The following is a 26814-nucleotide window of genomic DNA, read 5'->3' on the forward strand; positions in this document are numbered from 1 at the left end:
TTAACGAAGCCTGTTAATAAAATGTTCTACACGCTCTAATGCTTCTTTTAGATCTTCGATCGAATATGCATAGGAAATTCGCACATAACCTTCCCCTGACGTTCCAAATGCAATTCCCGGAACAACCGCTACTTTTTCCTGTTGCAAAAGACGTGTCGCAAATTCTTCCGAAGTCAATCCAAACTCTTTAATCGATGGAAATACATAAAATGCACCAAATGGCTCAAAACATTGCAAGCCCATTTTGTCAAACCGTCGCATCAGATAATTGCGTCGCTGGTTATAAGCAGTACGCATCCGTTCCACGTCAGCATCCCCTTTTTTTAAAGCAGAGACTGCCGCATACTGACTTGTCGTCGGTGCACACATGATCGCATATTGATGAATCTTTAAGATCTGATCCATGATCACCCGCGGTCCACAGGCATAACCAAGCCGCCATCCTGTCATCGCATACGACTTTGAAAACCCATTGATCACGATCGTTCGTTCTTTCATTCCCGGAAAAGATGCGATCGATACATGATTACTGCCATATGTTAATTCCGAATAGATTTCATCCGAAATTACAAAAAGGTCTTTTTCAATGATCACATCGACAATCTCTTCTAAGTCTTCTTTTGTCATGATCGCACCGGTCGGATTATTCGGAAAAGGCATGACAAGAATTTTTGTCTTATCTGTGATCGCACCCAATAACAGCTCTTTTGTCAGTTTAAATCCATCTTCCTCACGCAATGCGATCGGAACAGGCACGCCATCTGCCAGAACAATACACGGCTCATATGATACATAGCTTGGCTGTGGCAGTAATACTTCATCTCCGGGATTTAGCATGGCACGAAACGCTGCATCGATCGCTTCGCTTCCTCCGATCGTCACAACAATCTCATGACCCGGATCATATGGCAGGTCAAATCTTCGATCTAAATATGCTGCAATCTCTTCTTTTAGTTCTTTTAATCCGGCATTTGAGGTGTAGAAAGTTCTTCCGCGTTCCAAAGAATAGATTCCCTCTTCTCTGATATGCCATGGTGTATCAAAATCCGGTTCTCCGACACCAAGAGAAATTGCATCTTTCATTTCATTTACAATATCAAAGAATTTACGGATACCGGATGGTTCAATTGAAACAATCTTATCGGATAGTGGATTTCTCATGGCGTAATTAACATCCTTTCTGACTCATGCTTCTCATCTGTCATAATAAGACCATGTTCTTTATATTTTTTCAGTACAAAATATGTTGATGTACTGTTCACGGATTCTAACGTTGACAATTTCTCTGATACAAATCTTGCCACTTCTTTCATGCTTTTCCCTTGAATCACCACTGTCAGATCAAAGCCGCCGGACATCAGATATACACTTTCTACTTCTTCAAAACGGTAGATTCTTTCTGCCACTTTATTAAATCCCATATTCCGCTGTGGTGTTACTTTTACTTCTATCAGGGCAGTTACCAGTTCACAATCTGTCTGATCCCAGTTGATCAGCGTCGGATAACCACAGATCACATTGGCATCTTCCATTTCTTTGATCTCTTTTTTGATCGTCTCTTCATCGGTTGCAAGCATTGCAGCCAGATCTTCTGTTGAATAACGACCGTTTTTCTGAATCGCATCTAATATCTGTTTTTTCATTGTAATCCTCATTTCTGCTTTTATACTTTTCCAAAGACGATTTATTCATAAATCTTATATAACTCATCACTTCCTGCAGGTTCTAAGAAACGTGTCTCTTCACCATTGGTGATCACTCTGTCATTCGAATCTGTTGCGCGGCCGATCACGGCGGCAGGAATACCGGATTCCTTTAACCGGTCCACTAAAAGATTACCTTTCGCACATCCAATTAACATCGATCCACTCGACATCATCTGATAGGGATTGATACCAAATACTTCGCACACTTCAATCGTTTCCTGCCGGATCGGAATTTTAGTCAGATCTGCGCTGATTCCGAGATCTGCCGCTGCTCCAATCTCCCACAATGCGCCAAAAATCCCTCCTTCTGTCACATCATGCATCGCACTGACACCGGTTTCTACCGCAATCTTTGCTTCCGGTACGACCGAAAGATATTGATAAAAGTCCGCTGCTGTATCTACAAGTTCCTCCGGCAATGTTTCTAACAGTTTTTCTCTTTTTTGGGCAGCAATGATTGCTGTTCCTTCTAAACCTGCCCATTTTGTCAAAACCAGATCATCTCCAACCTGTAAACCACCGGTCGATACTAACTTTTCTTTTTTGACTTTCCCCACACCTGTTACCGTAACAACCGGCTGGTTGACAACATTAGAAATCTCTGTATGACCACCCATGATCTCAATCTCTAATTCGCGGCAGGCTGCCTCGATCTCGCCCATCAATTCTCTAAGATATTTCTCTCTCTTTCTGGGCGGCAGAATGATACTTGTCATAATTCCAACCGGTTCTGCTCCGGAAGAAGCAATATCATTTGCTGTTACATGCACAGCAAATGTCCCCATTCCTTTTTCTGTTGCCGTGATTGGATCCACGGAAAAGACAAGCACTTCTCCTTCTCCTGCTTCTACCGCACTGCAGTCCTCTCCCACTCCCGGATGTAAAAGAACTTCAGGTCTTCTATGATGGATCTGCTTAAAAACAGACCGTTTTAATATATTCTCAGGTACTTTACCGATTTGCATAATTTTCCTCCTGCTAAATCTCTTATCTCTTTTTTATTGTGTATTTTTTGCAGTTGTTGCACTCTTCGTCGCAGCAGGCTTTTTGGTTGCTGTTGGCTTCTTAGTCACAACCGGTCTTTTTGTTGCTGCCGCTTTCGGCTTAGCTGTCGCTTTTGCTTTTGTCTTGGCAGATGCCGACGGTGATGCAGAAGCTTTTGCCGCTGCAGACGGTGCAGGAGATGATGAAGTGCTGCTGCCGACTGTGATATGCTCCGGCTCTGCTGCATACGAACTGCTGTTGATCAGAATCTTATCGGTTCTTTTGCCATCAACAGTTACAATCTTCCAAAGTTTTGCTTTATAGCCGACATGAGCCGACTGTGTTACCATGCGATACGAAGCAGCTTTCGTCTTATCAACGGTCTCTACTGCTGCTCCGGGCTGTATCGTTTCTATAATCTGTGACTTATATTCTATCTTTCGGTTATTTGCTCTGGTCTCTTCTCCATAGATACGGAATGACAGAATGCCTCCCTGTGCCGAAGCCGCAATATAGACCGGCACTTTCATATTATTTTTAAACTTCATATCTTTGTAGTCACCGGCAATCGCTGCATCTCTTGATACCGGCACATAACTAACTACCATGGAATGCGGAGAACGTTCCACGATTTCTAATTCCGCTTTTAAAACAGCATTATATAATGTGGTTGAAACCTGGCATACACCACCTCCGATTCCTTCTACTACATTTCCGCTCGAATATTCGGCAGCAGCCTGATAACCATTTGCCACGGTACGGTCTTTGATCACTTTAACAACAGAAAATGTTTCGCCCGGATAAAGAACGGTTCCATTGATATAATTTGCGGCTGTCCGAACATTGTTCGCTCTTGCTGCGGTTGATGTTGAATAATCGGTTGAAAAACTTCCGAGCAGATCCTTGCATTTTTCAACCTGTTTTTTGGTGTATTTTGCTTTTGTTATCTTGACAACTGCTGTCACCTGTAATTCCTGCTTTTTCGTATCTTTTAATAATGCATGTTTGATCACGGCAATCGTATCCTCAATCTGAAGCTTTCGTCCGTTGCGCGAATTTGTCGCTTTGAATTTACCGTTTACAAGTTTTAATTTCGCATCTTTCTTATTAATATCATATTTGACACAATTCTCTTCAAGATATTTTCGAAGAACCTTTTCGTCTACCTTGAGCGTTAAGGCAAAATCTTTTTTATCTTTTCCGATATCCTGTATTTCTTTCATGCGTTGAAAAACGTTTCCCTTTTTTCCTACTTCAAATGCTTTTTCGATCACATTTTTATCTTCACACCGGTATCCAAGATCAGAGGCCTGAGCTGTTACCGTCTGATCATCGACTGCAATCTTTACAGTACGGTTCATCAGATATTGCATATAGCCGTCCAGCTCTTTTTGTGCATCCGCTTTTGTCATACCCGATACATCTAATCCACTGATCGATATGCCATCTGCCATCTTCTTTCCGTTGCCAAATCCACCTCTTGTCCCGATCACAACCCCTCCGGCAATACACAGAATCAACAAACATCCTATAAAAAAGGCAATACTTAGTTTCTTATTCTTGTCTGTCATCTTTTTTATGACCCCCCTGTTCTATTTCCATATACTCATTTTTATCATAACTTTTATTCTAACATACCACCTTATTTTCGCAAGTCAAACTTTCTCTTCAAATTCCTACAAATTTCGTGTAAAATATATAACAAAGGCGATGAATATTTTCCTATTCCATAAAAAAGTGCAAAGCCCGCGCTTTGCTATGTGTACCACCACTGTACGAGCAGTTTCCTATTCTATAAAAAAGGCAACGTCAATACGTTGCCTTTACAGGATTTTTATTCTTACATAGCTCCCAGTACAATCGGTACAACCATAGCTACGATAACCAGGATACAGATTGCTGTTGCAATTCTCTTTTGGTTTTTACGATTAAAAAAGTTCATCCTTATGCCTCCTATCATTATTACAAAAGATACTTCATTCGAAAGGAGAAGCCATATGCCAATCTTTCTCATATGCATTATTGTATTCGTTATCTGGTTTCGCGTCAAGATAAAAAAAGCAAACAAGGAAACCAACATACAAAACGCTCAATATTGGGAGCGTGAAGAACAGGCAAACTTTGCCCGCAAAAAAGATATTACCAACTTAGAATATCTGACGGTCGATGACAATGAACTGATGTTAAAAACACCTGCAAATGACGAAGAAGCAGACTTAATACAACAATTAAAAGACTGTTCCCATCGTAAGATGTTAAACCTTTCTGCCTATTCGAATACCGATCTGAAGGAAAAATATGGTGTTGTAAATCTCGAGGAATTGTCAAACTGTGATCAGAATTATCTGTATTTTATCCGCGCATTAAGCAATTGGGGACGCTATCTGTATGAGCATGACGATCCTGACCGTGCCCAAAAAGTCATGGAACTTTCTCTCCGTATCGGCAGTGACATTTCTCATGTATATACGATATTAGCACAGATCTACTTACAACAGGGTAAGGAAGAAAAAGTCGATGAATTGATCGCAAAAGCAGCTTCATCCGATATGGCATTAAAGGATTCGCTGATCCGCAAATTAAAACTATTGAAACTGGAATCCTAATTCTACCGATTATAATTCCTTTCCCGGCACTATCTGTTAAAATCTGTCCTTTTATAGCTCCTGCAGATTCCTGCTAAGTGAAATATAAAATCAGATTTCTGCCTTTTATTTTGCAGCAGGACATTCGTCTTTCAAAAAGCATGTCTCACATTGCGGACTGCGTGCCGTACAGATGGTACGTCCCAATGTGATAATATGGATATTCCATAAGATCCAATGATCCTTTGGCAGTACATGCATCAGATCATATTCAATCTTTTCCGGATCTTTTTCTTTTGTCAGTCCAAGTTTTCTTGAAATTCTTTTGACATGGGTATCTACGACAATACTTGGTTCATTAAAAATATTGCCACGTATCACATTTGCGGTCTTTCTGCCAACACCGGCAAGCGATGTCAATGATTCCAGATCACTTGGTACTTCCCCATGAAATTCCAGCAATAACTTCTGACAGCACGCAATGATATTCTTTGCTTTGTTACGGTAAAAGCCCGTAGAACGGATATCCTGCTCTAACTCTTCCCGATCAGCTTTTGCAAATGCCTCGATCGAAGGATATTTCACAAAAAGATCCTTTGTAACAATATTGACTCTGGCATCTGTACATTGTGCACTTAACATCGTTGCGATTAAAAGCTGCCATGCACTGTCATGCTCCAGATAACAACGGTAATCTGTTCCGTATTCTTTGTCTAACAATGCCAGAATCCTTGCTACTCTTTCTTTCTCTTTTACTGTCATTCTCTTTGCCATAAAAACTCCTTTATAAAAATGTACTCCCGGTATCTTTTCAAAATGAATCCTTTCGGCCGGATTTCTTTATTCGGTTACCTGTTCTCGTACAATTTGCACTTTTGCCTGATAACTCAAAGGGTTCCTCTTTTGATAATCAAACAATACGAGTGTCTTTTTCTCATGCAAAATTCCATCCTGTAAATACTGTACAATATCATAAGAGAACCATTCCATATGTGTCATACGCATGACCTGTTTCCAATTATAATCCGGATAATCAGGAAGATATTTTTCTCTTTGTGCTTCTGATTGGTAAAAGGCCCGGAGTTTCTCTTTCTTTTCTTCTGTCAGCATCCGATTTTCTAAGAAATCCGGTTCTTTTTTCACATTTTCCCTTGCATACAGATCATAGATCAACAATTCCTTTACAATATCCACATTCCGCTGTTCTTTTTTTGCAAAAGCATATAAAATCTCATAGTTTTGCATTCTTGACTGTTTCACGTTAAAGTAACCGTTTTGCGTAAAGAACAGTGCAAGCTTTTCAAAAAACACAAATGCATCCTGTTCCTGCTCCACTAAATAGTGTAAACTGCTTTCAAATTGCAAGCTGTTATAATACCGCTCCACCACTTCTTCAATTCCCTTCAAAGTACGGACATCTTCGTAAGGAAGCCATGTCGTAGACAATACTTCATAAGGCGGTTTTGAGTGATATTGAATGCCATACTCTTTTGCCATCCGGTGCATCGGAGAACCTTTTAATACTTTTAAAAAGCCCAGTTGCAACTGATCCGGCTGCATCGCATATACATCATTAAACGACCTGTGAAAACTTTGCAAATCTTCATAAGGCAGCCCCGCGATCAGATCCAGATGCTGGTGAATATTTCTTTCCTGATGTACCATTGCTACATTTTCTTTTAAGCGGTCAAGATCCATTTTGCGATGAATTGCCTGAATCGTATCGGGATTGGTTGATTGCACACCGATCTCAAACTGTACTAACCCATCACGGAATGTATGGACATATTCAATTTCTTTTTTCGTCAGAATATCTGCCGATAATTCAAAATGAAAATTCGTAATGCCATTATCATGTTCCTTAATATACTGCCAGATTTCCATTGTATGTTTTTCATTGCAATTAAATGTTCTGTCCACAAACTTCACCTGCGGAACTTTTTGATCGAGGAAAAATTGCAATTCTTTTTTGACTAGTTCCATACTGCGAAAACGGACATTTTTCTCTACGGAAGATAAGCAATAACTACAGCCGTACGGACAGCCTCTGCTTGTCTCATAATAAACGATCCGGTTTTTGAGATCTTTCATATCATGGTACGGAAAGACAACGTCATCCAGAGACATACACGGTCTTGCTTTTGTAATGATGATCTCTGTCTTTTCCGATGCATTATCTGATGATTTTATGAATTTCTGTGCCTCTGTATCTTCTTTTCCACTCTGCTTACGATATGCAATCCCTTCTATCTGTTCCAATGTTTTTATAGAATCATTCTTTTGTGCATTGCTCTTTTTCTGATCGTTCGTCTGCTCTGTCTGTTCCTTTTTTGCCCACTCTTCTTTTTGGGGCAATAACACCTGATTTGCTTCTTTCTTTTGATAATAACGCAGCACTTCATAAAAGGACACTTCTCCCTCTCCGACAAAGACACCAGACAGATACGGATTTTGTTCTAAAACTTTGCCGGCATCATAACTGACTTCCGGTCCGCCAAACCAGATTGCGGTATCCGGCAGGATCTTGTGTAGTTCACGTGCCATCTCTTTGATCTCTTCTATATTCCATATATAGCACGAAAAGCCGATCAAATCCGGCTTTTCTTTGTATAACGCTCCCAATATATCATCCATTTCCTGATTGATCGTAAACTCACGATACACAAGTTCATCGGATGAAATTCCTTTCTTCCTGCTATATGCATACAGACAATACACTCCTAAATTGGAATGAATATATTTTGCATTCAACGCAACTAAAACTGCTTTCATGATCTTCCTCATTTCTTCTTATGGCTCATACCAGTTTGCATTCTTTTCTAAAACTTCCGGTGCATCCTTAAAAAACGTACAATCTTCTTTTTGTTCACATTGTCCGCTAAGAGAATGCCGGCATACCATTTTACTTTTTTTATATTCCTGCACTACTCCGTTTTCCTCTACCGCTTCATATTCCACCGGCATAAGACAATGATAGTGATCAACCGGGCAAAACCCTTCTACTAACCATGTTTTTCCCATAATAACCTCTTTCTGACAGCAACGAAACTCTGTTTTTTCAAAAATACCATCGCATTGCTTCTGTTTTATTTTCCACTCTGATCAGTTGTTATGACATGATTCCATCGAGCGGAAAATCTCTGGCATGCTCCCATTTTTCTTTTTTTGTATCATAACTATCGCAAAGCCATTGGTGCAATGCAAGCAGTCCTTCATCGGAATATGCAAACTCTTTGCTTTCTTTCTTCTCATCTGCCGTCTTTTCAAAACAGAAAGGCTCCGGCCAGATTGTTGCTTTCAAATGTTTCTCTTCGTCTGCCACTACACGCTCAACCTGATAACGCATCCCTTGAAAACTGGCTTTTAAAACAGCTCCTTTGTCATAAAATGATTTGATATCATATAAGAATTTCGGATCACGAAACCGTTCTTCTACATTACTCATAGCTGCTCCTTCCTCTCCTCTCAAAAGAATACTTGCAATCTGCTTTTTCCACTGTAATGCCAACAATACAGCTTTTGGCTCTTCTTTATTCCCGCTCCGGTATAAAAGAACCCAGCCTTTGTATCTCCTTTATTCCCACTGTGATGCAAGAACCCAGTTCTCATACGGAGACATATGATCATGTTCTGAGACACATTTTGCCTGTGAGACATACAGCCTTAAATAACTTTCTTTCGCCTGATAGGCTTCTTCTGACACTCTCGGAAGCGTTGCGGCAATCTGTGCTAATCCCTTCACACTATAATGCCTTCCAAAATAATACAATCTGCCATCAGGATACACACGGTAATATGCCTGTGTTGTGATACGATCTGTCAGCTTATGCTGCATATGACCGTATTCACCTTCCGGATTATGTGTTGCGACCAATGACCAGCTCTTATAACGTAATACCGTATCCAGATCCTTCATCATTCCGGCTCTTTGTTCTGACCAGTCTGAACGGACACCGTTGATCTCATCAGGATACGTAAGCATTAAACCGATGTTTCCTGACGCTTTAATAATATTTTCAAACTCTTTTCTGCGTTTTCCGTCATTTCCATGTGTCATGCATACAACGAGATAACCGCCCTCAGATAAATGGGCACCACCCCATAACGTTTCATCATCAGGATGTGCAACAACCATCAGCTTTGTTGCTTTATATGCCCCCAGCGCATCAAGGATCTTGGTACTGATCTGTCCTTTTGTTGCAGCATCCGGTAAAACGGCATCTTGAGCCACACATCCATTGTTATCAAAGAATTGTTTTGCAAACCAGCAATTTCTCTTTAAGATACCATTTGTTCCGGCATAATAACGTGCACTTTCTGTCTGTATCCAGCTGTTTTCAACACGTTTTCCATCCTGTTCAAAGAAATATAAGTTTCCATCTATACGAACGACTCCGGTACGCATCGTATGATCGATATCAAAAAAGTAAGTTGCATGGCTGATCTGATAGAGTCCTGTAACTAAGTATCCCTGTTTATCGGCATAATAGTTTGCATCTTCTGTTTTTATCAACACGCCTTTGAGCCATTTACCGTCAGGATTGCAATAGATTGTCCGTCCCTGGTATATTTGCAAGCCAGTGCGCATTGTGCCATTCTGATCAACCAGATACGTTGCATGATGCAACACAAAATCTGACTTTACCTGCATGGCATTTTGTGGATTAAAATATCGGATCACATCATTTTCTTTGACAAAACCTGTCTTTAATTTTCCATTTGCCGCAATGGCATAGGTCGCATTCTCGAAATCATAACTTTCTTTATCCTTTTGCAATACACCTTTATTCGAAAAGATATAAAAGTTTTTTCCGATTTTTTGCTTACCTGTCAACGCTGCACCATCTTTTTTGTTAAAATAATATTTTTTCTTTTTTACTTTAGTCCAGCCCTTGCGGCAATTTCCTTTTGCATTAAAATAATAATATTTGCCTTCTATTTTTTTTAATTTCTTCCTAACAAAATGCTTTCCTGCCTTGTAACGGTAATTGCCATTGACCTTTACCCATTTTTTGCTGCTTTTACCTTTTACTGTTTTGGCTGCACTTTTTGCTGTGGCTTTTTCCGGTGCAATACTGCACATGCCGGCTGCCATGACAAAGAGCAGACAGGCAAGCACAAACAAAAACTTTCTGCTGCGTTTCATAATAAATGAACCCTCTTTCCCGTTTTCTTTTATCATACGCTCTTTTTACGGAGCATATCTTTCCTTTTTCATAATTCTGACGAATTCTCTGCTATCTTTCATCCAAAACGATCTGACACCTTGATCGTTTCCTATTGTTTTACAATTTACTTTCTTTTGATCGTAGCAGTCTTACTCTTTCCTGCTATCGTTTTCAAATAGCAGCGGACTTTTCCAGCCTTTGCCGGTACTTTTACTGTATAAACAAAGTAACTGCCTTTTGACTGATAGGTACATTTTGTTGTTTTGATCTTCTTTTTAGAAGACTGCACAACCAAAGTTCCCTTTTCCTTAGCACGGATCTGAATCTTCTTTGCTTTCTTATCTGCACTTCCTTTCATAAAGGAAGGCTTTGCAGGCTTAGAAGCACTAACTGTCACTTTCTTCACACCGGCAATCGTTCCGTTGGAATTATCATGCAATGTAATATAGACAGACGAGCCACCTTTTTTCGGACTTGGCAGCGTATAGCTAAAAGAGCCATCTTTGTTCAGATCCAGAGAAGCACTGTTTTCGCCATAACTGATATACGCTGATCCTGTTTTTAATGCAATCTTTCCTTTTACAACACGCGACGTACTTCTTATCTTGCTTACAGAGATCTTACCGCTGCCTGCTGCATTTGAATATTGTGTCTGCGAACCCACACGAACTTTTGTCTTTGCACTCGTACGTGTCTTTCCTTTGTATTTGTCCGATGCAGAAACCGTAACAACAGCACCCTTTTTAAAACCTTTTGTCTTGATCACAAATCTGCCTTTGGCTTTACTTGTTCCGGTATATTTTTTCTTCCCGGATTTTGCGGTAACCTTACATCCCTTTTTACCGGAAGGGATACTTCCTGATACATATTTTTCAAAGTCACAGATTGAATTTACTTTTGGCTGGTTTGGCGCCTTGGAAGATGCCTTTCTTGATGCTTTCAGACTGATCCTTCCACGCTTGTCAATTGAAAAAGCAACTACCTTTGTCTTAGCCGAAATAGTCGGTACTGTCATCGTATAACTGCCATTTACAACTTTATAAGCTTTAGCATTCTTAATCTTTTTGTTCTTATCATATCCTTTGCTTGCTTTATACAATGCTTTGCCGCCATTTGCCGGAACATAAGCTGTCTTTCCTACATAAATGACCATTGTTGTGTTCGTATCATTTAACTTTCCTTTTAACCGGGAAGTTTTGTTTGACACAGCATTCAATGTAGGTGCGTTTGGTCCTCTTCGAAGTACTTTTGTATAAACACTCGCACTGGTTCTTCCCTGTCCGTCTGTCACATAAACAGCGATCGTATTGCCTGCTTTTTGTTTGTCAATCTTGCAGCTGTAAGCTCCTTTTGCATTTGCAGTTGTTGTATAGCTCTTTCCTGCCGCTTTTACATGCACGGTGAGTCCTGCTAAAGCATCTCCTTTTACGATCGTCATCTTATTCGTAAATTTGCTGACAGTTGGTTTTTCTAATGCATTCGGATCAATATTACTGATCGTAATATGCTTTACTGTAGCATTTCCATATGGATCATATGCACGAATCGATAATGTCGTATTAGCAGATACTGTGATCTTATGATCTGTAACTGCTGCCGCCTGTGACCAGATTGCATTGTCTTTTTCGTACTGTCCCTGCAGATAGGTAATACCGGCTACACCACTCTTATCCGATGCCTGTACATAGATTGTAACATTCCGGTTTGTCGCTTCCGTCGTAGATGGTGCCAGGACCAAAAGAGGTCCTGCAGTATCTTCGTTTGCCGCAGTCTTAGCCGTATCAATCTTATAATATGCATAATTCGTTGTCTTTTGTAAGGTTTTTCCATACCATGGATTTAACTTTGCATAAAAATCAGACAATGAGCTGGAACGGAAGATCCTGCAATCTTCATTTCCAAATGTAACAGACCAGTTATCGTCTGCCTGGTCAGAAATTGCACCAAAAGAGCCTAATTCTTTAATATATTCTTTAAAATACATTGCCGTACGATCCCCTTTGGATGTCAGTCTCTGATCATATAATTCAGACAAAACCGCTTTGTTTTTTGATATGTAGTTTGTAACTAAAATAAATTTGGAATCATCCGTAACCGGCTGACCGTTGCAAGTCAGATTGACAATACGACTTGTATTGCTGTTGATCAGTTCGCCATCTACATTGTACATAGCAGGCTTAGATGCATCAATCTGATATTCAATGCCATCAAAGACCTGAAAAGGTCCCCAGCGTTTAAGCCATTTTTCCGCTACAAGTGATGTTGTTCCATATTCCTCTGACAGTTTTTTGATCGTACCGGTAGATGTGATCATTTCATTTTGCTGTGCAAAGATACTGGCTGACCATTCCATCCATTTTCGGAGCTGCTTTCCGGTAATCCAGTATGCATAATCATTGTTATGTTCATATTCCTGCGTATTTAACACATCTTTCATCGTAAAGGAATCCTGAATATCCATATAATCATTTTTACCTTCACTACCATCCATATAATATCCGGTTGCAGAAATTACCGGATAATTTACATAAGCAGCTCCGGCATTACTATGAATAAAATTCATACCAAACCGAATCTTTGCCTCATTATTTAACTGGATCGCATAGTTATCATTTAAAACACCGAAATATCCCTGAAATACACTCCCTGAAGCTACCGAAGCAAGCACTTCCTTAAATGTATTCTTAATGATATTGGCAGACTTTTCATCAACTGCTACAATGTTTTGATCATCCCGGATCGATTCTGAACTTTTTCGCACTTCTGTTGCTGCATGAACAACAGAAACTTTACCATTATCAATCTTTAGTGTCATATCGGCAATACCGATTCCGGCTGCATGATCCGCTACCATCACAACCGGCTTTCCGTTTGTAAGCCCTGTTGTTTTATCTGTATTTGGCAACCGATAAAAAATCTTTGTACTAGCATCGTTTGACGGATAATTACGATGCTGGTGACCAAGCATCACACAGTCTACATTGGCAAGCTTAGAGATCGCATATCCCGGATCTGTTGCACTGTCTCCATCGTTTGCTTCTCCCATACCGCAATGACCGATCACAACAACAATATCCGCTCCGGCACTCTTTAATGCAGCAGCCTGCTCCCGCACTGTCTTTAAGATACTCTCTCCTTCTAACACTCCATCATATTCATAATAGGTAGAAAGTTCCTTCTTTGTCACACCGACAATACCCACTTTAACAGCGACCGTATTTCCTGCCGAAGTTGTCATATTCTTTGTAAGCATCATCGTTCGTTTCCATGGATAATTTCCTGTCGCATATTCTTTTACATTTGCGACAACGCATTTATCATTCAGACCGGACTGTGTCAGCTGGTTTTTAATAAAATCATAACCATAATCAAACTCATGGTTTCCTAATGTAATCGCATCATATCCGATCTTACTCATTGCTTCAAAGATCGGCTGCAAAGTGTTTGATGGCTTTTTGACATCTCCCATTAAAACTTCCGCACCGTAACCGTAAACAGAATCTCCGGCATCCACTGTCAGGCTGGCTCCCTGATTCAGTTCTGCTCTTGCTGCTTTGATCATCGTACTAAGCTTGGCAAGCGAATGTCCTGCATTCTTTCCTGCGATATCATAATCTTCACTTGAAACCTGATTATGCAGATCTGTCGTGGAAATCACTCGCAATGTTGTCGTTTCGGCTGCTTTTGCCTGATTTCCCACTAAAAAAGCAGCTACCATTGCAACTCCTATTCCTATTTTTTTGATTCCTACAATCAGATTATTTCTCATGATCCTAACAAACCTCCTGTTTCTAACTATCATTTTTAAATGGCATTTTCTTTATGGGCGCAAGATACTATAATGAGGGGCGGCTCAGTCCTGCCCCCTTTATCTGATCAGAGCGCCCATCAGGCAAAAATCAGTTTTTCTATGAAACGGTACTGTATTTTTGCAAATGATGTAAAATATGTCCTATTGTTATCTATAATAAATCTTTTGTTCTTACTCTATATCTATCGTCTGTCTTTTGCTTTTTCAGTCAAAAAGACACACTCTTTAATATAGCACGTTATATAAGAAAAGTAAAACCTAAGAAAATCGCAGCAAAATACACTCTCCCATGTTGCAAATTCATGATATAATGAAGCATACCCAAGAAAAGGGAGCGACTGCGAAGCAGGCATTTCCTTTTCAGGTATGCTTCAACGAGCAAATTTTCTGCGTAGCAGAAAGTAAAGCTCTGCAAGAGCGGGTTTGTGAGTTTAACGTAACATTCATGATATAATACACCTAAAAGGAAAGCAAGCGACTGCGAAGCAGGCATTTCCTTTTCAGGTATGCTTCAACGAGCAAATTTTCTGCGTAGCAGAAAGTAAAGCTCTGTAAGAGCGTATTTGCGAGTCTGAATGCCTCCAAAAGTCCAGAAAGGAAGTACTACTATGCATACTATTTTTTCTAATACACACCACCCATTTTCAGTCAAAACTTTTGGTAAAAAGCTTCTTCTGTCTTTTTGTATCGGATGCCTTTTTTCTTCTCTGCTTCTTCATCCGCACCATACCAAAGCGGCTGTTTACAAGAAAGGTTTTACCTACCGGAAACTGACTCCTGCGATCAAAAAAAAGATCACCGGTGTATCGTATCGTAAAAATCCCTATATCACATACAACGATCTGCGTTATATTCGTGTACTTTATTATGATTTTCACGGTGATATCCAATCCGGTGAACTTATTGTAAACAAAAAGATTGTCAAAAAAGTTGTAAAAATCTTTTATCAGCTTTATAAAATGAAATATCCGATCGAACGCATGCAATTGATCGATGCTTACCATGCTGACGATTTAAAATCAATGGCAGCCAATAACACCTCTGCATTCAATTACCGCCCGGTTGCCGGAACGAACAGACTTTCCAATCATTCTTACGGGCTTGCGATCGACATCAACCCACGGATCAACCCATATATTAACAGCCACAAGAAGCTTACTCCGACAAACGGAGCTGTCTATCAATGCCGTGATCCAAAGAAATGCAAAGGAAAATATGCACGTTATATGATCAAAAAGAGCAGTAAGATTACAAAGATCTTTAAGAAATATGGTTTTAGCTGGGGCGGTGACTGGGTGTATAGTAAAGATTACCAGCATTTTGAATATACGAAATAAAAGCAAAAGACGCATATCCTTGCGTAAAATATCATCTTCATGAATGTATCGTGTCAAAAGAGATATCTATTTCATATATTGTAATAGATTTAAAACATATTCAGCCACGATTATTGGAAGATAAAAATATTTTATACAATTTTGCTTCAAAAATTCTGATTTCCCGGCTTATTACCGAAAAAGATACAGGCACAACAATCAATATACTTTTCGATAATAAAACAACAAAAACAGCATCGAAAAACTCTTTACGAGAATATATCATTGCCTATATCGTATATGAAGAAGGACTGGATGTTACTATTCATTTTGAGTATAAGGATTCCGATGCAAGTGATGCCTTTATAATCCAGGCTGCAGATTATGTAGCTAATGCATTATATTCTAAATATGAATATAACAATGAAATTTATGCAAACATATTAGATAAGAAAACACATATCGTACAACATTTTCCATATAAAACGTTTGGAAAATAATATATTGGAGCATTTTTTAAGTTTGTTGTACCAATGTGAAATTTGTGCTTACATACCCATTTCGTTATTTATTTTGTGTTATGAAAGAGATGAATTTTTTCATCTCTTTTTTAATGCATTCATATACGGCAAACAAAACAAAGAGGATCGCGAAAAAAGCGATCCTCTTTGTTTTGTTACTGCCAAATGCCTTTAATCTTTCAAAAGTTGAAACATCTCTATAAAATAATTTTCATTTTTTCTATTTGCGTGTTATTTTGCTACTACGTATTGAACCCATCTCTTAACATTACTGATACCATCAGCTTCAGATGCTGTTATCTTAGTAGCAGACTCTTTGCTCTCAACTTTTTTCAGGTAATATGTATATACTTTTTTACGGTCTGCATAACGATACTGCGTCTTATAAGATGAAACCACCTGTCTTGTAGATTCACTATACCAGCATGGAGCACTTCCATATAAGTTGAAGTAACCTCCCAACTGATTAGAGTACTGTGTTCCTACGCAGCCAAGCTGACCTCCCCAGCCACGTTCCTGATATGTGGTACAAGATTTTCCACCCCATACACCAGAGCATGGTCCGGATGTTCTTCCATCTGCTGACAAATATCTGATGTAGTTATACTGTGTGGTATAACCATTCGGAACTGATCGTGTTTCTACTTTTCTGTAATCATTGCTGCCAACGTAGTTATCTGTCCAACCACTCCAGCCACCATATGGTCCCCATTCATCCGTAACTTTATACAGGGTATAACCATCCATCGAGCTGTTTGGAGATACAATTATACTTGTATGATCATATGTCCACTTTTCGCCGACAATCGTTGCATTATCTGGAACCTCTGATTCCAAAACCCAATCCATCGAACCATACTGTAATTTATTGTAGCTTTCTTCATTAATTGTCACAAGTTTTCCACTTGTAAATTTCAATAATGAATCACCCTCTACTTTACCACAGATCATATAATCACCTGTCAGATCCAGCTTACCAACAATATTACTATTCAATCTTGACAACGAAACATCTTTAGATAATACAACATTAGAACCTGTTGTTTCCAGCTTAATTGTGCCATATAACGAGATGTCTGTCTTATCTGCTGACAGTATCATGGCAAAACCATCTGTTTTTGCCGTAATTCTCGATAAATTTAATTTTGCAGAAGAACATACGATCGGAGTAGATTTATTCTCTGTAAAAGTAATTCCATTCAGAGCTGTTTCCTTCGCATCTGAAGAAATCTTAATTCCCTTATAAGTCTTATTGCCACCGTTTAATTCAAAATAGTCTGTTGATTTTGGAATATCATATGTCTTGTTAGATATTGTATCCTCCATATCAGACAGATTAATGATCAGTTTCTTCGCTCCGGAAGTAACTGCTGCATTGGCCACTTCACTGTTCTTTGCATTAACAGTAACTTTTCCTGCACTGTCAAAGGCTTTTTTTCCAAGCTTTGCAATTTTTTTGCTTACAGTAAAGTCATCTAAACTGCTGCATCCACTAAATGCTTTATCTCCTATCCGTTCTACACCCTCTGCCGTGACATTTTCTAATGACGAGCATCCTTCGAATGCCTGATCCGGTATCTCAGTTATATGCTTGCTAAGCTTAATGGATTTTATCTTATCATGACCGGCAAAAGCATTCTTTTCAATACCAACAATCTTAACAACCGAAGTTGTTCCATCTCCATTGTCAGTTGAAATATAGTCAGGAATATATACATCTGTTCCATCACCGGTATAATCTACGACTGTTCCTGTCTCACTATCATAAACAAGATCTTTGGTTCTGCATAACGCATTGTCAACATACTGGTTCACTTCATACGGAACTTCAAATGGTAGAATTCCATTTTCATAATCGTCAAAGCTATGTGTCTGCTTTGAATAATCAATAAAGTCAAATGTATCATCATCCTGTACACCATATGTATATACATAATATGAACTAGATGCAATGTCATATCCTACTACTGCAAAGACATGAATCGTTCCGGCACATACCATTCTGTAATATCCTTCCGGTGCATTTGCATTAGAATATGTCTTGGTTGTTGTCTTCGTTGTTTCCGTAGAATAAGCCAATGCTGATGAATATTGATTCGACTCTGAAACAGTATTACTATCTGAGTTAGCTAATGTTTCTGTCTGACCTTCCGAATGTGTCTTATTATATCCATAAGTATCACTGACTTTTTTGCTAAGTGCCTGTGAATGTGATGAACTTGAACTCGCTGATACGCTATTTTGAGCACTTGAAGATGTTCCCCATGTTTTAGAACTACTTACTGTTGAAGTATCCTCATGAGATGAAGATACTTCTGAATCAATTTTAGCTGTCAATTTCGCTCCTACTTCACCACTGATATTCCCGGTAAAAGGTCCCTTTTTTGCTCCCAATGAAGCTGACACCTTTGAAGATACTTCACTTCCAACTTCTGTACCTATCTTAGCTGATACACCATTCTTGTCTGTTGTAGAACTATCGTCACTTCCCCCATCTTCTCTACTGCTAAGTGATACCGATGTATCACTGTTTGCACGACCACTCTGATCTACTATCTCCTGGCCACTCTCATCTGTGTGGCTCTGGATCAATGTCATGCTGTCATTCCAGTTTTTCGATAACGTCCATGCCGTTGTCCGTGTTGTTGAATTTGCAACTGCATTCACAATTGATTTTGAAGTAGATTCTGTAATGGTTCCGCTTGATGTGATCGTCTCTGATACAGTAAGACCACTTGTGTTTCCAAAATCCTTGATCGTATATAACGGAACATTTTCCATTTGACCAATCTCATAAGCAAATAAGTACTGACCATTCTTTTCATCTTCAACCACCAGTGGTTTTCCTAACTGCTTGACCGGTCTGGTCTGGTTTCTCTTACTTGTCCAGTTTGCATGTAATGTAATATTTCCGGTTTTACCTAAAGGAATTTTTTCAACAAGGTTGTCCTTTTCATCTGTCCATCCCATAAATGTGTAACCAAACCACTCCGGATTTGTCAACGTTGCACCTTCATTTACTTTATATTTGATGCTGTCTACTTTCGCCAATGGCGAATCAAAAGAAACGGTATACTCTCTGGCAGTCCAATGAGCATACAGATCAATATTGCCTGTTGTACCTGCAGCAATCTGCTTTACTTTGTTTGCACTTGCTCCTTCTCCATCATACCAGCCTTCAAAAATATAGCCTTCACAGCTGATATTCTTCAAAGTTAATCCAGCATCAGAACTGTAAGAATTTGGATTTGAATTTTTAATTTCCTGCTTTTGCAAATATGCATCATCTTCATAAAGATGATAGGTGATAGAATTTTCGTTTGCTAATTTCGGAATCGTTTTCTGTGCTACGATCACCATACCACATTCACTGCAATGTGAACCTTCTGTAAGACCTGTTTTTTCTGTTGTTGCTGCTACAGCAGGATCAATTACCGCAACGTGACCTTTTGCCGGAATTGTTGTATCTTCCTGCGAAATACTGTTAAGACCTTTTGGGTCACTATAATATTTGCCACATGATGTACAGTAATAATACGCTTTATTACCCTGTTCCGTACAGGTTGCATCTTTTGGTTCCACTTCTTTCATTGTATGTGTATGCTTTACCGGTGTTGTTGTACCAAGAGTAACACCATATCCACCCGCAATATATCTACGTACAAGAATAACATCAGATGAATTGATTCTTCCATCTCCATTCACATCACAAGCAGCTTCATTTACTTTTTGCTCATATCCACCAGCAATCTGTCTTCTCATCATAATAACATCGGTTGAATTGATCTTTCCATCTTCATTAAGATCTCCCGGTGTATATTCAGAAATACTGATCTCTCCATCCTCAGCTTTTACCGCAACTGCATTCAGATCAGTATCAACCATATCTCCATCATCACAAGATACGCTGATCTTATAACTGTCTCCGGCTTTTGCCGTATCACTCACCTTAAAAGAAAGTTTTAAGATCGTACCATCTTTGATATCATCTGCTGTTATCTCCTGACCATCCCATACAAACTTACACGGTGATTGTAATTTTCCGGGTTTTGTCAGAACCAGAGAAGAGAACGTATCTCCTGCCGATGCTGCTTTTAGCGTTAAGCCGTCATCATACTTCAAAGTAAGCGTTGCTCCTAATATTCCCGGGTTATCTTTTATCTTAACAGCAACCTCTACTGTTGTGCCGGGTGTTACTGTCTGCCCTTGTACAGAAAGTGTCACTTGTTTCTTCGTTTCCTCTGCTTTTGCATAATAGGATGGACACCCGGTTATGATCATAACAGCAACAAGCAGACCAACTATCATTTTCTTCGCTATTTTCATAAATACTCCTTTCCTGCATATTTTTTAATTCGATGCATCTTTTGTTATCGTTACCGTTCCATTTCGTAACTCCAGATCTATCGGCAACAGATCACCATTCACAATATCTCCGGAATTATAATAAAATCCCACATTATACTTTCCTTCTTTTGCATCTTCCGGAATGTCAAATACCAGCAACAGCATGACACCATCTTTCACATTGTCCTTCGTGATTGCTTCGCCATCCCATGTAAAATTACAATTGTTTTGAAGTGCATTTGCTTTTGTCAATACCAATACATCCTTAAAGGCATCCCCATTTACAGCATTTGCCAATGTCATAGCATTGTCATCATAGTTTATCGCCAGTGTCATGCCAAGAATGCCGGGATTACTGTTAATGTAAACTGGTACCTGCACTGTTTTTGCCCCTGGTTGCGCCACTGCGTCTCCAACAATGATTGCGGGAGTCATATCTTTTTCATATGTTGCCATGATCACTAAATCCTGCGTAACATTGTCATACTCTTTATCCCATGCCCGGAAAATATAGCCAATTCTTTTTGGCACCTCCGGAGCCTCTGCCGCTTTACCGGCTTCTACAGTTTCTTCTTTGAGTACCGTATCGTCATAATCCACAAATCTGACTGTATATACACCATCAGGTCTGGTAGTCGGCTCATTGCTTGGTTGCACGGTCGGCTCTGTTATCGGCTCACTGCTTGGCTGTATGGTCGGTTCTGTTGTTGGTTTACTACTCGACCGTACACTCGGCTCTACCATTGGTTTGTTATCCGGCTTCGTTGTCGGTTGTGCAGTCACTTGTGGTCTCTGCGTCACTTCCGGTGTCCTTGCTGTTAATGATGTTTTTTTTGCCGGTTGCACAATAACACGGCAAAAAGCCTTTACTTTCTTATTGCTCTTAGACACAGCAGTAATTTTTACCGTACCGGCTTTCTTTGCCTTAACAACACCGGAACTGCTAACCGTTGCGATCCGCTTATTACCGGATTTCCATTTCACTTTTTTGGATGCCTTATCAGGCTTTACTTTTTTTACCTTTAACTTAAACGTTTGCCCAACACGCATTTTCTTTGTTTTCAAAGATAAATATATTTTCTTTGTTTTCTTTATCTGCTTTGCATCCGCATTTGATGCAGCACCTGCCATTGTCAGGCACAGGATCAACCCAATCACCAAATATTTTTTTCTCTTAGAAACATGTCTACGCATCATCCTTATCCCTCCTGCTCATATATATTTTTATCCACTAATCTGCGATTGTTACTGTTCCATCGGTAATTAATGGCAATATCGGCAATAAATTCTTATCCACTACATCTCCTTCCTTGCATTTTATTTTTATTTGATACACTCCGGGATCTGTTGTCTTCGGAATGTCAAATACCAATTCTGCTATCTCTCCATCCTGTATTTGATAGTCTTCCAGCTCCTGACCATCCCACACACATTTACAGCCATTTTTTAATCTGCCTGATTTCGTTAATGTCAAAATATCTTTGAAAGCCTTTCCATTCTTAATATCCGTCAATTTGAGCTGTGTGTCATCATAATACAGGGACAATGTCATACCTAATATGCCGGTATTATTGCTTACCTTTACCGGTACTTTCACTTTCGTTTGTCCGGGCTTAGCCTGTACACTTTTTACCGTTATGCTGATTGCGGTATCATCTTCTTTATATACAGCTTTCAGCTCCAGATCAGATTGTATTTTCTCGTAGGAATGATCCCATTTATCAAATCGATAATGCTTTCTGCCTTTGACCGTTGGCGGATTAGCATTTTTCCCCTCTAATACTATTTCTTTTTTCAACACTCGATTGTCATAATCAACAAATGTAACCGTATGCATACGCTGCTTACTTTTCAGCTTTTTATCCAATTTGCCGATTGTGAGATAATTTCCATCAGAAAGCTGCAATACCAGTTCCGTATTATCATTTGTAAAATATCGAATTACTTTCACCATCTCTTTCTTGGTGTAGTTTCTTTCCTTTTTCAAGAAATATTTCGAAATAGTCTGATCACCAATACGACACTTCTTCTGATCAATAACTACATAATCATCCAGCAATGATTTGCACCATTCATCTACCGTTCCATCAAATTTATTTTTGCTTACTGTATATGCAACAGAATCTTTCTTTCCCGTCACGCCAGATGCAAAATGGTTTCGATGCACGATATACGCCTCTCCCAATAGCAGTAAGACAATGCACACACATAACGCTGCTATCATTTTTTTATTCAACTTCATATGTAATGATCACTTCCTAATCTTTACTTTCTTTACCGCGCTCCATTTGCCATATTTCTTAGCTCCACGTTTTTCGTTATAAGCACGGACACGGACATAATATGTTTTGTTCTTCTTCAAGCCTTTGATCGTCTTGAAAGATGTGGCATAATCCATACTGATTGTTTTTTTCTTTTTTGTGAAACTGCGGTTCATCGCATATTGAACCTGAATACCATCTGCAGATAACCATTTCCATGTAATGACCATTTTACACTTCTTGCTATTTTTAACTTTTACCTTGGTTATTTTCTTCGGTGTTTTTGCCGGTGCAAGAAAGCTGCGCAACAACTCCTTTTTCCAACTCTGATCCGGCTTGCTTGTCGGCGTTGCCGATGGTACTGCTGTCGATTGCACATTTGAGTTTGTCGTTGGTACCGTTGTCGCACCCGGTTTGGTGGTTGCATTTGTTCCCGCTGTCACATTCGGCTGTGTTGTTGCGATGCTGTCGCTTCCATTTTCTCCCGGTGTTGGTGTGCCTGCCTTTTGTATATCAACTACCGGTGCACCCACACTGATCTTATTATTCGCCTGATCATATGCATAAATATGTGTTGCATATGTACCTGTTTCATTACTATGATCTGCAATCTTTACTTCATATACCCAATAACCGTCAATCAATGTTCCGGATGCGGCCGGGTTTGTCCCCCAGTCCGGCTGGATGTCATCCTGATCATTTGCCACAGTCCATGTTGGGAATTGCACTCTGACAACGCCAACGTTATCGCTTGCTTTACATCTTACTTTGTAACCCGTCTCGCAAATATCATACACTTCGACATCCGTTATAACCGGTGGTTCTGTATCACTTGATCCTGTTGTGTGAAAAGACCGCATCGTATCCCGATACTCTACACCATTCACAATGCTAAACAATACAAAGTTGTATGTCGTTCCCGGTGTTAATGTAATCTGCATATCGTTATTGATATTGCAATTATAATTTACATAAGAGGATGTAAACGAACATGCTTCTGAATACGATTTGATCAATGTACCGGCTTCGTTATAAAGATAACATCCCACTGCTGTTACATTTGCTCTCGATGGATTCATTACTTTTATATACATTTCTGCATTCGTATCCCACACACCATTCTGGTTAAAGTCCGCAAATGACACATTTGCAGATGGTGTGGTAGATCCTGATCCCCAGTTAGGGCGAATGTATCCCCAGTAAGGGTTTGTAAACTTGTTATATGTAATATTGGTAACCTTTTCAACATAGCCATGACTATTAAAATTCTGATGATAAGTTACTCTGTCTGACTCATAGATCGCTACATGACCATATTGGTTGCCACTGCTTGCACCATATACAAGGATATCTCCCTTTTGCGGAGCTCCGCCCTGCACTCTGGTCCATCCGCTCGGTAACGCATTCGTAGCATAATCCTTTCCATTTCCTCCCGGGCTTTTCGCACCAAGGAACTGATAATAATAACAGATCAGATCGACACACTGTGCTCCGTATACCCCGTCATAATCGAGGCCATTTCCAAGCTGTGAATTCACCCATGCGATCGCTTCATCCTGCGTCTTTGATGTGGCTCCTGCTTTTTGTGGTACCGTAATGGCAGATACCACCAAAGCAAGCATAATGATCACCGCTAAAATCTTATTTTTCTTCATAATCGTTTCCTCCTATCCTGTATTTTTCTTGGATTTTTCAATATCGTAATTGTCTTATATTGAAATAGTCTTATTTTTATCAGTATACAAAACAAAGTCACAATAATTTTTCCATTTTTTTCACTTTTGCCGGCCAGAGGCACTTTACAGTGCGGATATTTGCTGCTTTCAGGCACTTTTTGTCCCGAATTCGGCTTTTTCTGATGATTTTTCTGTTTTTATGATAAATCAGAAGATAGAGTAGCTCCCCATAAGCTTTGTAAGTTCATCATAATTAGTAGGGAATGCATTACTACCATAATATTCTTCCGGTTTTCTGCCATTTGAATACTCGATTATCAGTTCCCATTGAGTACCATCCAAAATATCCGGATTATCATATCTATGTTCCCATTCTCCTATATGAATTGTTCTTAGAATATCTAATAATTCATGCTTGTTTTTAGGGCTGTAGTTTGGCGGCAATCTGAAACTAAAGACTGCTTATCTCGCTTTCCAGCTCATGAATCAACATCTCAATCTGCTCAGCAGATTTTCTTGCAATCTCCTTCTGATAAAAAAGTTCCGAACTAATCATCATATGTTCATTCCCCCTTTATTGCTTTATGTACTCTTGGAATCTTCTGAACATCTTTTCGGCATCAGATACCCATTTTGTAATTGCTTCAAAACGCACAGTTTCTATTTATTAATAATACTGTACCTTTTTCTGCATGTATTTCGACATATGATCCAAAGATACTCCATTCCGGATATATATATGAGAAAGCTGACAATCTTCCTCAAAATCTTCTACTTCATCAAATTCACTAGTTGAAATATACAAATAATCGCTTCCATATCCATCCTCCTCTTCAAAATCAAGATATATATTTTTGATATTGCAACCTAAAGCATGCCATCCTAATACTGTATGTCCTGATTTAAATGTAATATTTTCAAGATAATCATTTGCACACATTGCACCATCGGTGATAGACGAAACATTTGCATTTACCGTAAAACTTGTATCTTTCTTTTTTCTTGGATATACTCTTAAAGACAATTCATCATCATCACGCTTTTTATACATAACACCATCTATACTTACCCAATATGGATTATCTTTTTCAACGTCGATTTTCTCTAAATTTCGAAGACCTCCTCCCAAATCCACAAAGAATCCATCCACAGAACCTATAAAACTTTTCGGATATGCTATTTCTTGTAAATATTGATTACTGGTCATTGCATATTCCGTCATATATTTTATGCCTTCCGGAATAGAATAGCTTGTGTTCTGTAATCCCGCCGGATATAAACATAGCGTCTTTCCATTCTCAGCATACAAAACGTTATTTTTCACTATATACCCACTATCCGGATTATTAATAACGATTTCCTTCAAATTAGAGAAAGCCCACTCATCATGATTAGAACTGCGTGAACCATACCACGTCGAAATCTCCTTACTTGAATCTGAATAATATTTAGGAAATTCAATTTTTTCAATATTACTATTACTATATAAAAATGTATAAGTTGGTGTTCCCTGTACAACTTTTGCCCCTCCTAATGTTTCAGGCAGTGTTAATGTTGTTCCAGAATACTTATCCTCCCATGCCCATTCATCATCAGATGGTATATCCCCACGCATTTCAGTTAATTCTGCTACCGTCCCATCTGTGTAATATGTAAAAAGTCCTTCCTGTCTTTCTTCCGAAATAACCACAAGAACTTCACAACTGCATTGTTTCCATGTGATTTTTAAATTATAGGTACCAAGTTGCTCATAATTGATCTGTGAAAAGTCATAACTTGCATTTTCTGCATATTTATGTCTTTCTTCCGAACCATCCTCATACTGTACATCCACAAATTGCAAGTTAAAATGGCCAATATCAACTTCATTATCTTCTGAACCCTGGTTCTGATTATCAACTAACTTTTCTCCCTTTTGCAAAAAGACATACTTTCTTCCATAGCTACTCCATGTGATTGAAGTCACTTTTTTGCTATCATCCTCAGAATTCTGTGGCTCATTTGTAACAGATGGTGCTGCCGTCTGCTGTACCTGACCTGTGCTGTTATTAATTCCATTTGTCCCCGGCATAGTCGAAGCCGGTGTTGTTACCGGTGTTGGCGTTACTTTCTTTGCTGTCTTTTTTGCCTTTACTTTCACTTTACAGCGAAACTTTTTCTTTCCGACCTTTGCCGTGATCGTAGCTTTTCCAGCCTTCTTACCGGTTACAACTCCTTTTTGACTTACGCTTGCAATCGCTTTTTTGCTGGTAGTCCATTTTACTTTTTTCTTTGTTCCTCTGACTTTTAAAGTCACTTTCTTACCAACTGTGATCGTAGCTGACGATCTGTTTAACTTCATCTTTGCCGCCTGACTCTCGGTAGAAGGTGCAACAATGCTTGCCGTTACCAATACAAGAGACAATCCTAATGCGATTTTTTTCTTACATATCTTCATGT

Annotated in this window: 19 protein-coding genes; 3 read left to right on the top strand and 16 right to left on the bottom strand. The window is 39.2% G+C overall.

Annotated features, from left to right (window positions below; genetic code table 11):
• The 4 genes from H8700_RS01085 to H8700_RS01100 are packed head-to-tail and all read right to left on the bottom strand — an operon-like array spanning position 1 to position 4261.
• Positions 1 to 1161: an aminotransferase class I/II-fold pyridoxal phosphate-dependent enzyme gene (locus tag H8700_RS01085; protein WP_249302364.1), complete on the bottom strand. Its 1161-nt coding sequence runs from the start codon at positions 1159 to 1161 to the stop codon at positions 1 to 3.
• Positions 1158 to 1643 (bottom strand): Lrp/AsnC family transcriptional regulator, encoded by a 486-nt coding sequence (locus H8700_RS01090; RefSeq protein ID WP_249302366.1) that lies wholly within the window; start codon positions 1641 to 1643, stop codon positions 1158 to 1160. The genes H8700_RS01085 and H8700_RS01090 overlap by 4 nt, the downstream gene beginning before the upstream one ends.
• Before the next feature lie 41 nt (positions 1644 to 1684).
• Positions 1685 to 2671, bottom strand: coding sequence for an AIR synthase family protein (locus H8700_RS01095; protein ID WP_249302368.1), 987 nt, complete (start codon positions 2669 to 2671; stop codon positions 1685 to 1687).
• Between the two features lie 33 nt (positions 2672 to 2704).
• Positions 2705 to 4261, bottom strand: coding sequence for a VanW family protein (locus tag H8700_RS01100; protein ID WP_249302370.1), 1557 nt, complete (start codon positions 4259 to 4261; stop codon positions 2705 to 2707).
• 426 nt (positions 4262 to 4687) lie between these two features.
• Here H8700_RS01100 and H8700_RS01105 point away from each other — a divergent pair, with 426 nt between their 5' ends.
• Positions 4688 to 5296, top strand: coding sequence for a tetratricopeptide repeat protein (locus H8700_RS01105; RefSeq protein WP_249302372.1), 609 nt, complete (start codon positions 4688 to 4690; stop codon positions 5294 to 5296).
• A 105-nt stretch (positions 5297 to 5401) separates the two neighbouring features.
• Here H8700_RS01105 and nth read toward each other — a convergent pair whose 3' ends face one another.
• The 6 genes from nth to H8700_RS01135 form a co-directional block, all read right to left on the bottom strand.
• On the bottom strand, positions 5402 to 6049 hold the full coding sequence (nth, locus tag H8700_RS01110; protein WP_249302374.1) for an endonuclease III: 648 nt from the start codon (positions 6047 to 6049) through the stop codon (positions 5402 to 5404).
• Positions 6050 to 6115: 66 nt separating this feature from the next.
• Complete coding sequence (locus tag H8700_RS01115; protein WP_249302376.1) at positions 6116 to 8047, bottom strand: B12-binding domain-containing radical SAM protein; 1932 nt, start codon at positions 8045 to 8047, stop codon at positions 6116 to 6118.
• Between the two features lie 18 nt (positions 8048 to 8065).
• Complete coding sequence (locus H8700_RS01120) at positions 8066 to 8296, bottom strand: hypothetical protein (protein ID WP_249302379.1); 231 nt, start codon at positions 8294 to 8296, stop codon at positions 8066 to 8068.
• A gap of 88 nt (positions 8297 to 8384) precedes the next feature.
• Entirely contained in the window at positions 8385 to 8720 is a 336-nt protein-coding gene (locus H8700_RS01125; protein ID WP_249302381.1) for a GNAT family acetyltransferase, read from the bottom strand.
• 129 nt (positions 8721 to 8849) lie between these two features.
• Positions 8850 to 10421 (bottom strand): PIG-L family deacetylase, encoded by a 1572-nt coding sequence (locus H8700_RS01130; RefSeq protein WP_249302383.1) that lies wholly within the window; start codon positions 10419 to 10421, stop codon positions 8850 to 8852.
• A gap of 146 nt (positions 10422 to 10567) precedes the next feature.
• Entirely contained in the window at positions 10568 to 14212 is a 3645-nt protein-coding gene (locus H8700_RS01135; RefSeq protein ID WP_249302387.1) for an Ig-like domain-containing protein, read from the bottom strand.
• A 650-nt stretch (positions 14213 to 14862) separates the two neighbouring features.
• On the opposite strand from H8700_RS01135, the gene H8700_RS01140 reads away from it, so the two are divergent.
• Together H8700_RS01140 and H8700_RS01145 are read left to right on the top strand one after the other, a co-directional pair.
• Entirely contained in the window at positions 14863 to 15591 is a 729-nt protein-coding gene (locus tag H8700_RS01140) for a M15 family metallopeptidase (protein ID WP_249302389.1), read from the top strand.
• A 50-nt stretch (positions 15592 to 15641) separates the two neighbouring features.
• Positions 15642 to 16070: a DUF3800 domain-containing protein gene (locus H8700_RS01145; protein ID WP_249302391.1), complete on the top strand. Its 429-nt coding sequence runs from the start codon at positions 15642 to 15644 to the stop codon at positions 16068 to 16070.
• Positions 16071 to 16322: 252 nt separating this feature from the next.
• On the opposite strand, the gene H8700_RS01150 is transcribed toward H8700_RS01145, so the two are convergent.
• From H8700_RS01150 to H8700_RS01175, 6 genes are all read right to left on the bottom strand, one after another.
• Complete coding sequence (locus H8700_RS01150; RefSeq protein ID WP_249302393.1) at positions 16323 to 20417, bottom strand: leucine-rich repeat protein; 4095 nt, start codon at positions 20415 to 20417, stop codon at positions 16323 to 16325.
• Between the two features lie 24 nt (positions 20418 to 20441).
• Positions 20442 to 21635, bottom strand: a complete 1194-nt coding sequence (locus H8700_RS01155) for an Ig-like domain-containing protein (protein ID WP_249302395.1) — start codon at positions 21633 to 21635, stop codon at positions 20442 to 20444.
• A 34-nt stretch (positions 21636 to 21669) separates the two neighbouring features.
• The gene (locus H8700_RS01160; protein ID WP_249302397.1) at positions 21670 to 22680 is read right to left on the bottom strand and encodes a cohesin domain-containing protein; all 1011 of its coding nucleotides are present in this window, start codon (positions 22678 to 22680) and stop codon (positions 21670 to 21672) included.
• Positions 22681 to 22689: 9 nt separating this feature from the next.
• Positions 22690 to 24354, bottom strand: coding sequence for a CHAP domain-containing protein (locus H8700_RS01165; protein WP_249302399.1), 1665 nt, complete (start codon positions 24352 to 24354; stop codon positions 22690 to 22692).
• A 228-nt stretch (positions 24355 to 24582) separates the two neighbouring features.
• Positions 24583 to 24819 carry a hypothetical protein gene (locus H8700_RS01170; protein ID WP_249302401.1) on the bottom strand — a complete coding sequence of 79 codons (237 nt, stop codon included), beginning with the start codon at positions 24817 to 24819 and terminating at the stop codon, positions 24583 to 24585.
• A gap of 223 nt (positions 24820 to 25042) precedes the next feature.
• A complete protein-coding gene (locus H8700_RS01175) occupies positions 25043 to 26812 on the bottom strand; it encodes an Ig-like domain-containing protein (RefSeq protein ID WP_249302404.1) in 1770 nt (589 codons plus the stop codon).
• Positions 26813 to 26814 lie beyond the last annotated feature (2 nt).

Source organism: Jutongia hominis, from assembly GCF_014384965.1.
Lineage (GTDB): Bacteria > Bacillota > Clostridia > Lachnospirales > Lachnospiraceae > Butyribacter > Butyribacter hominis.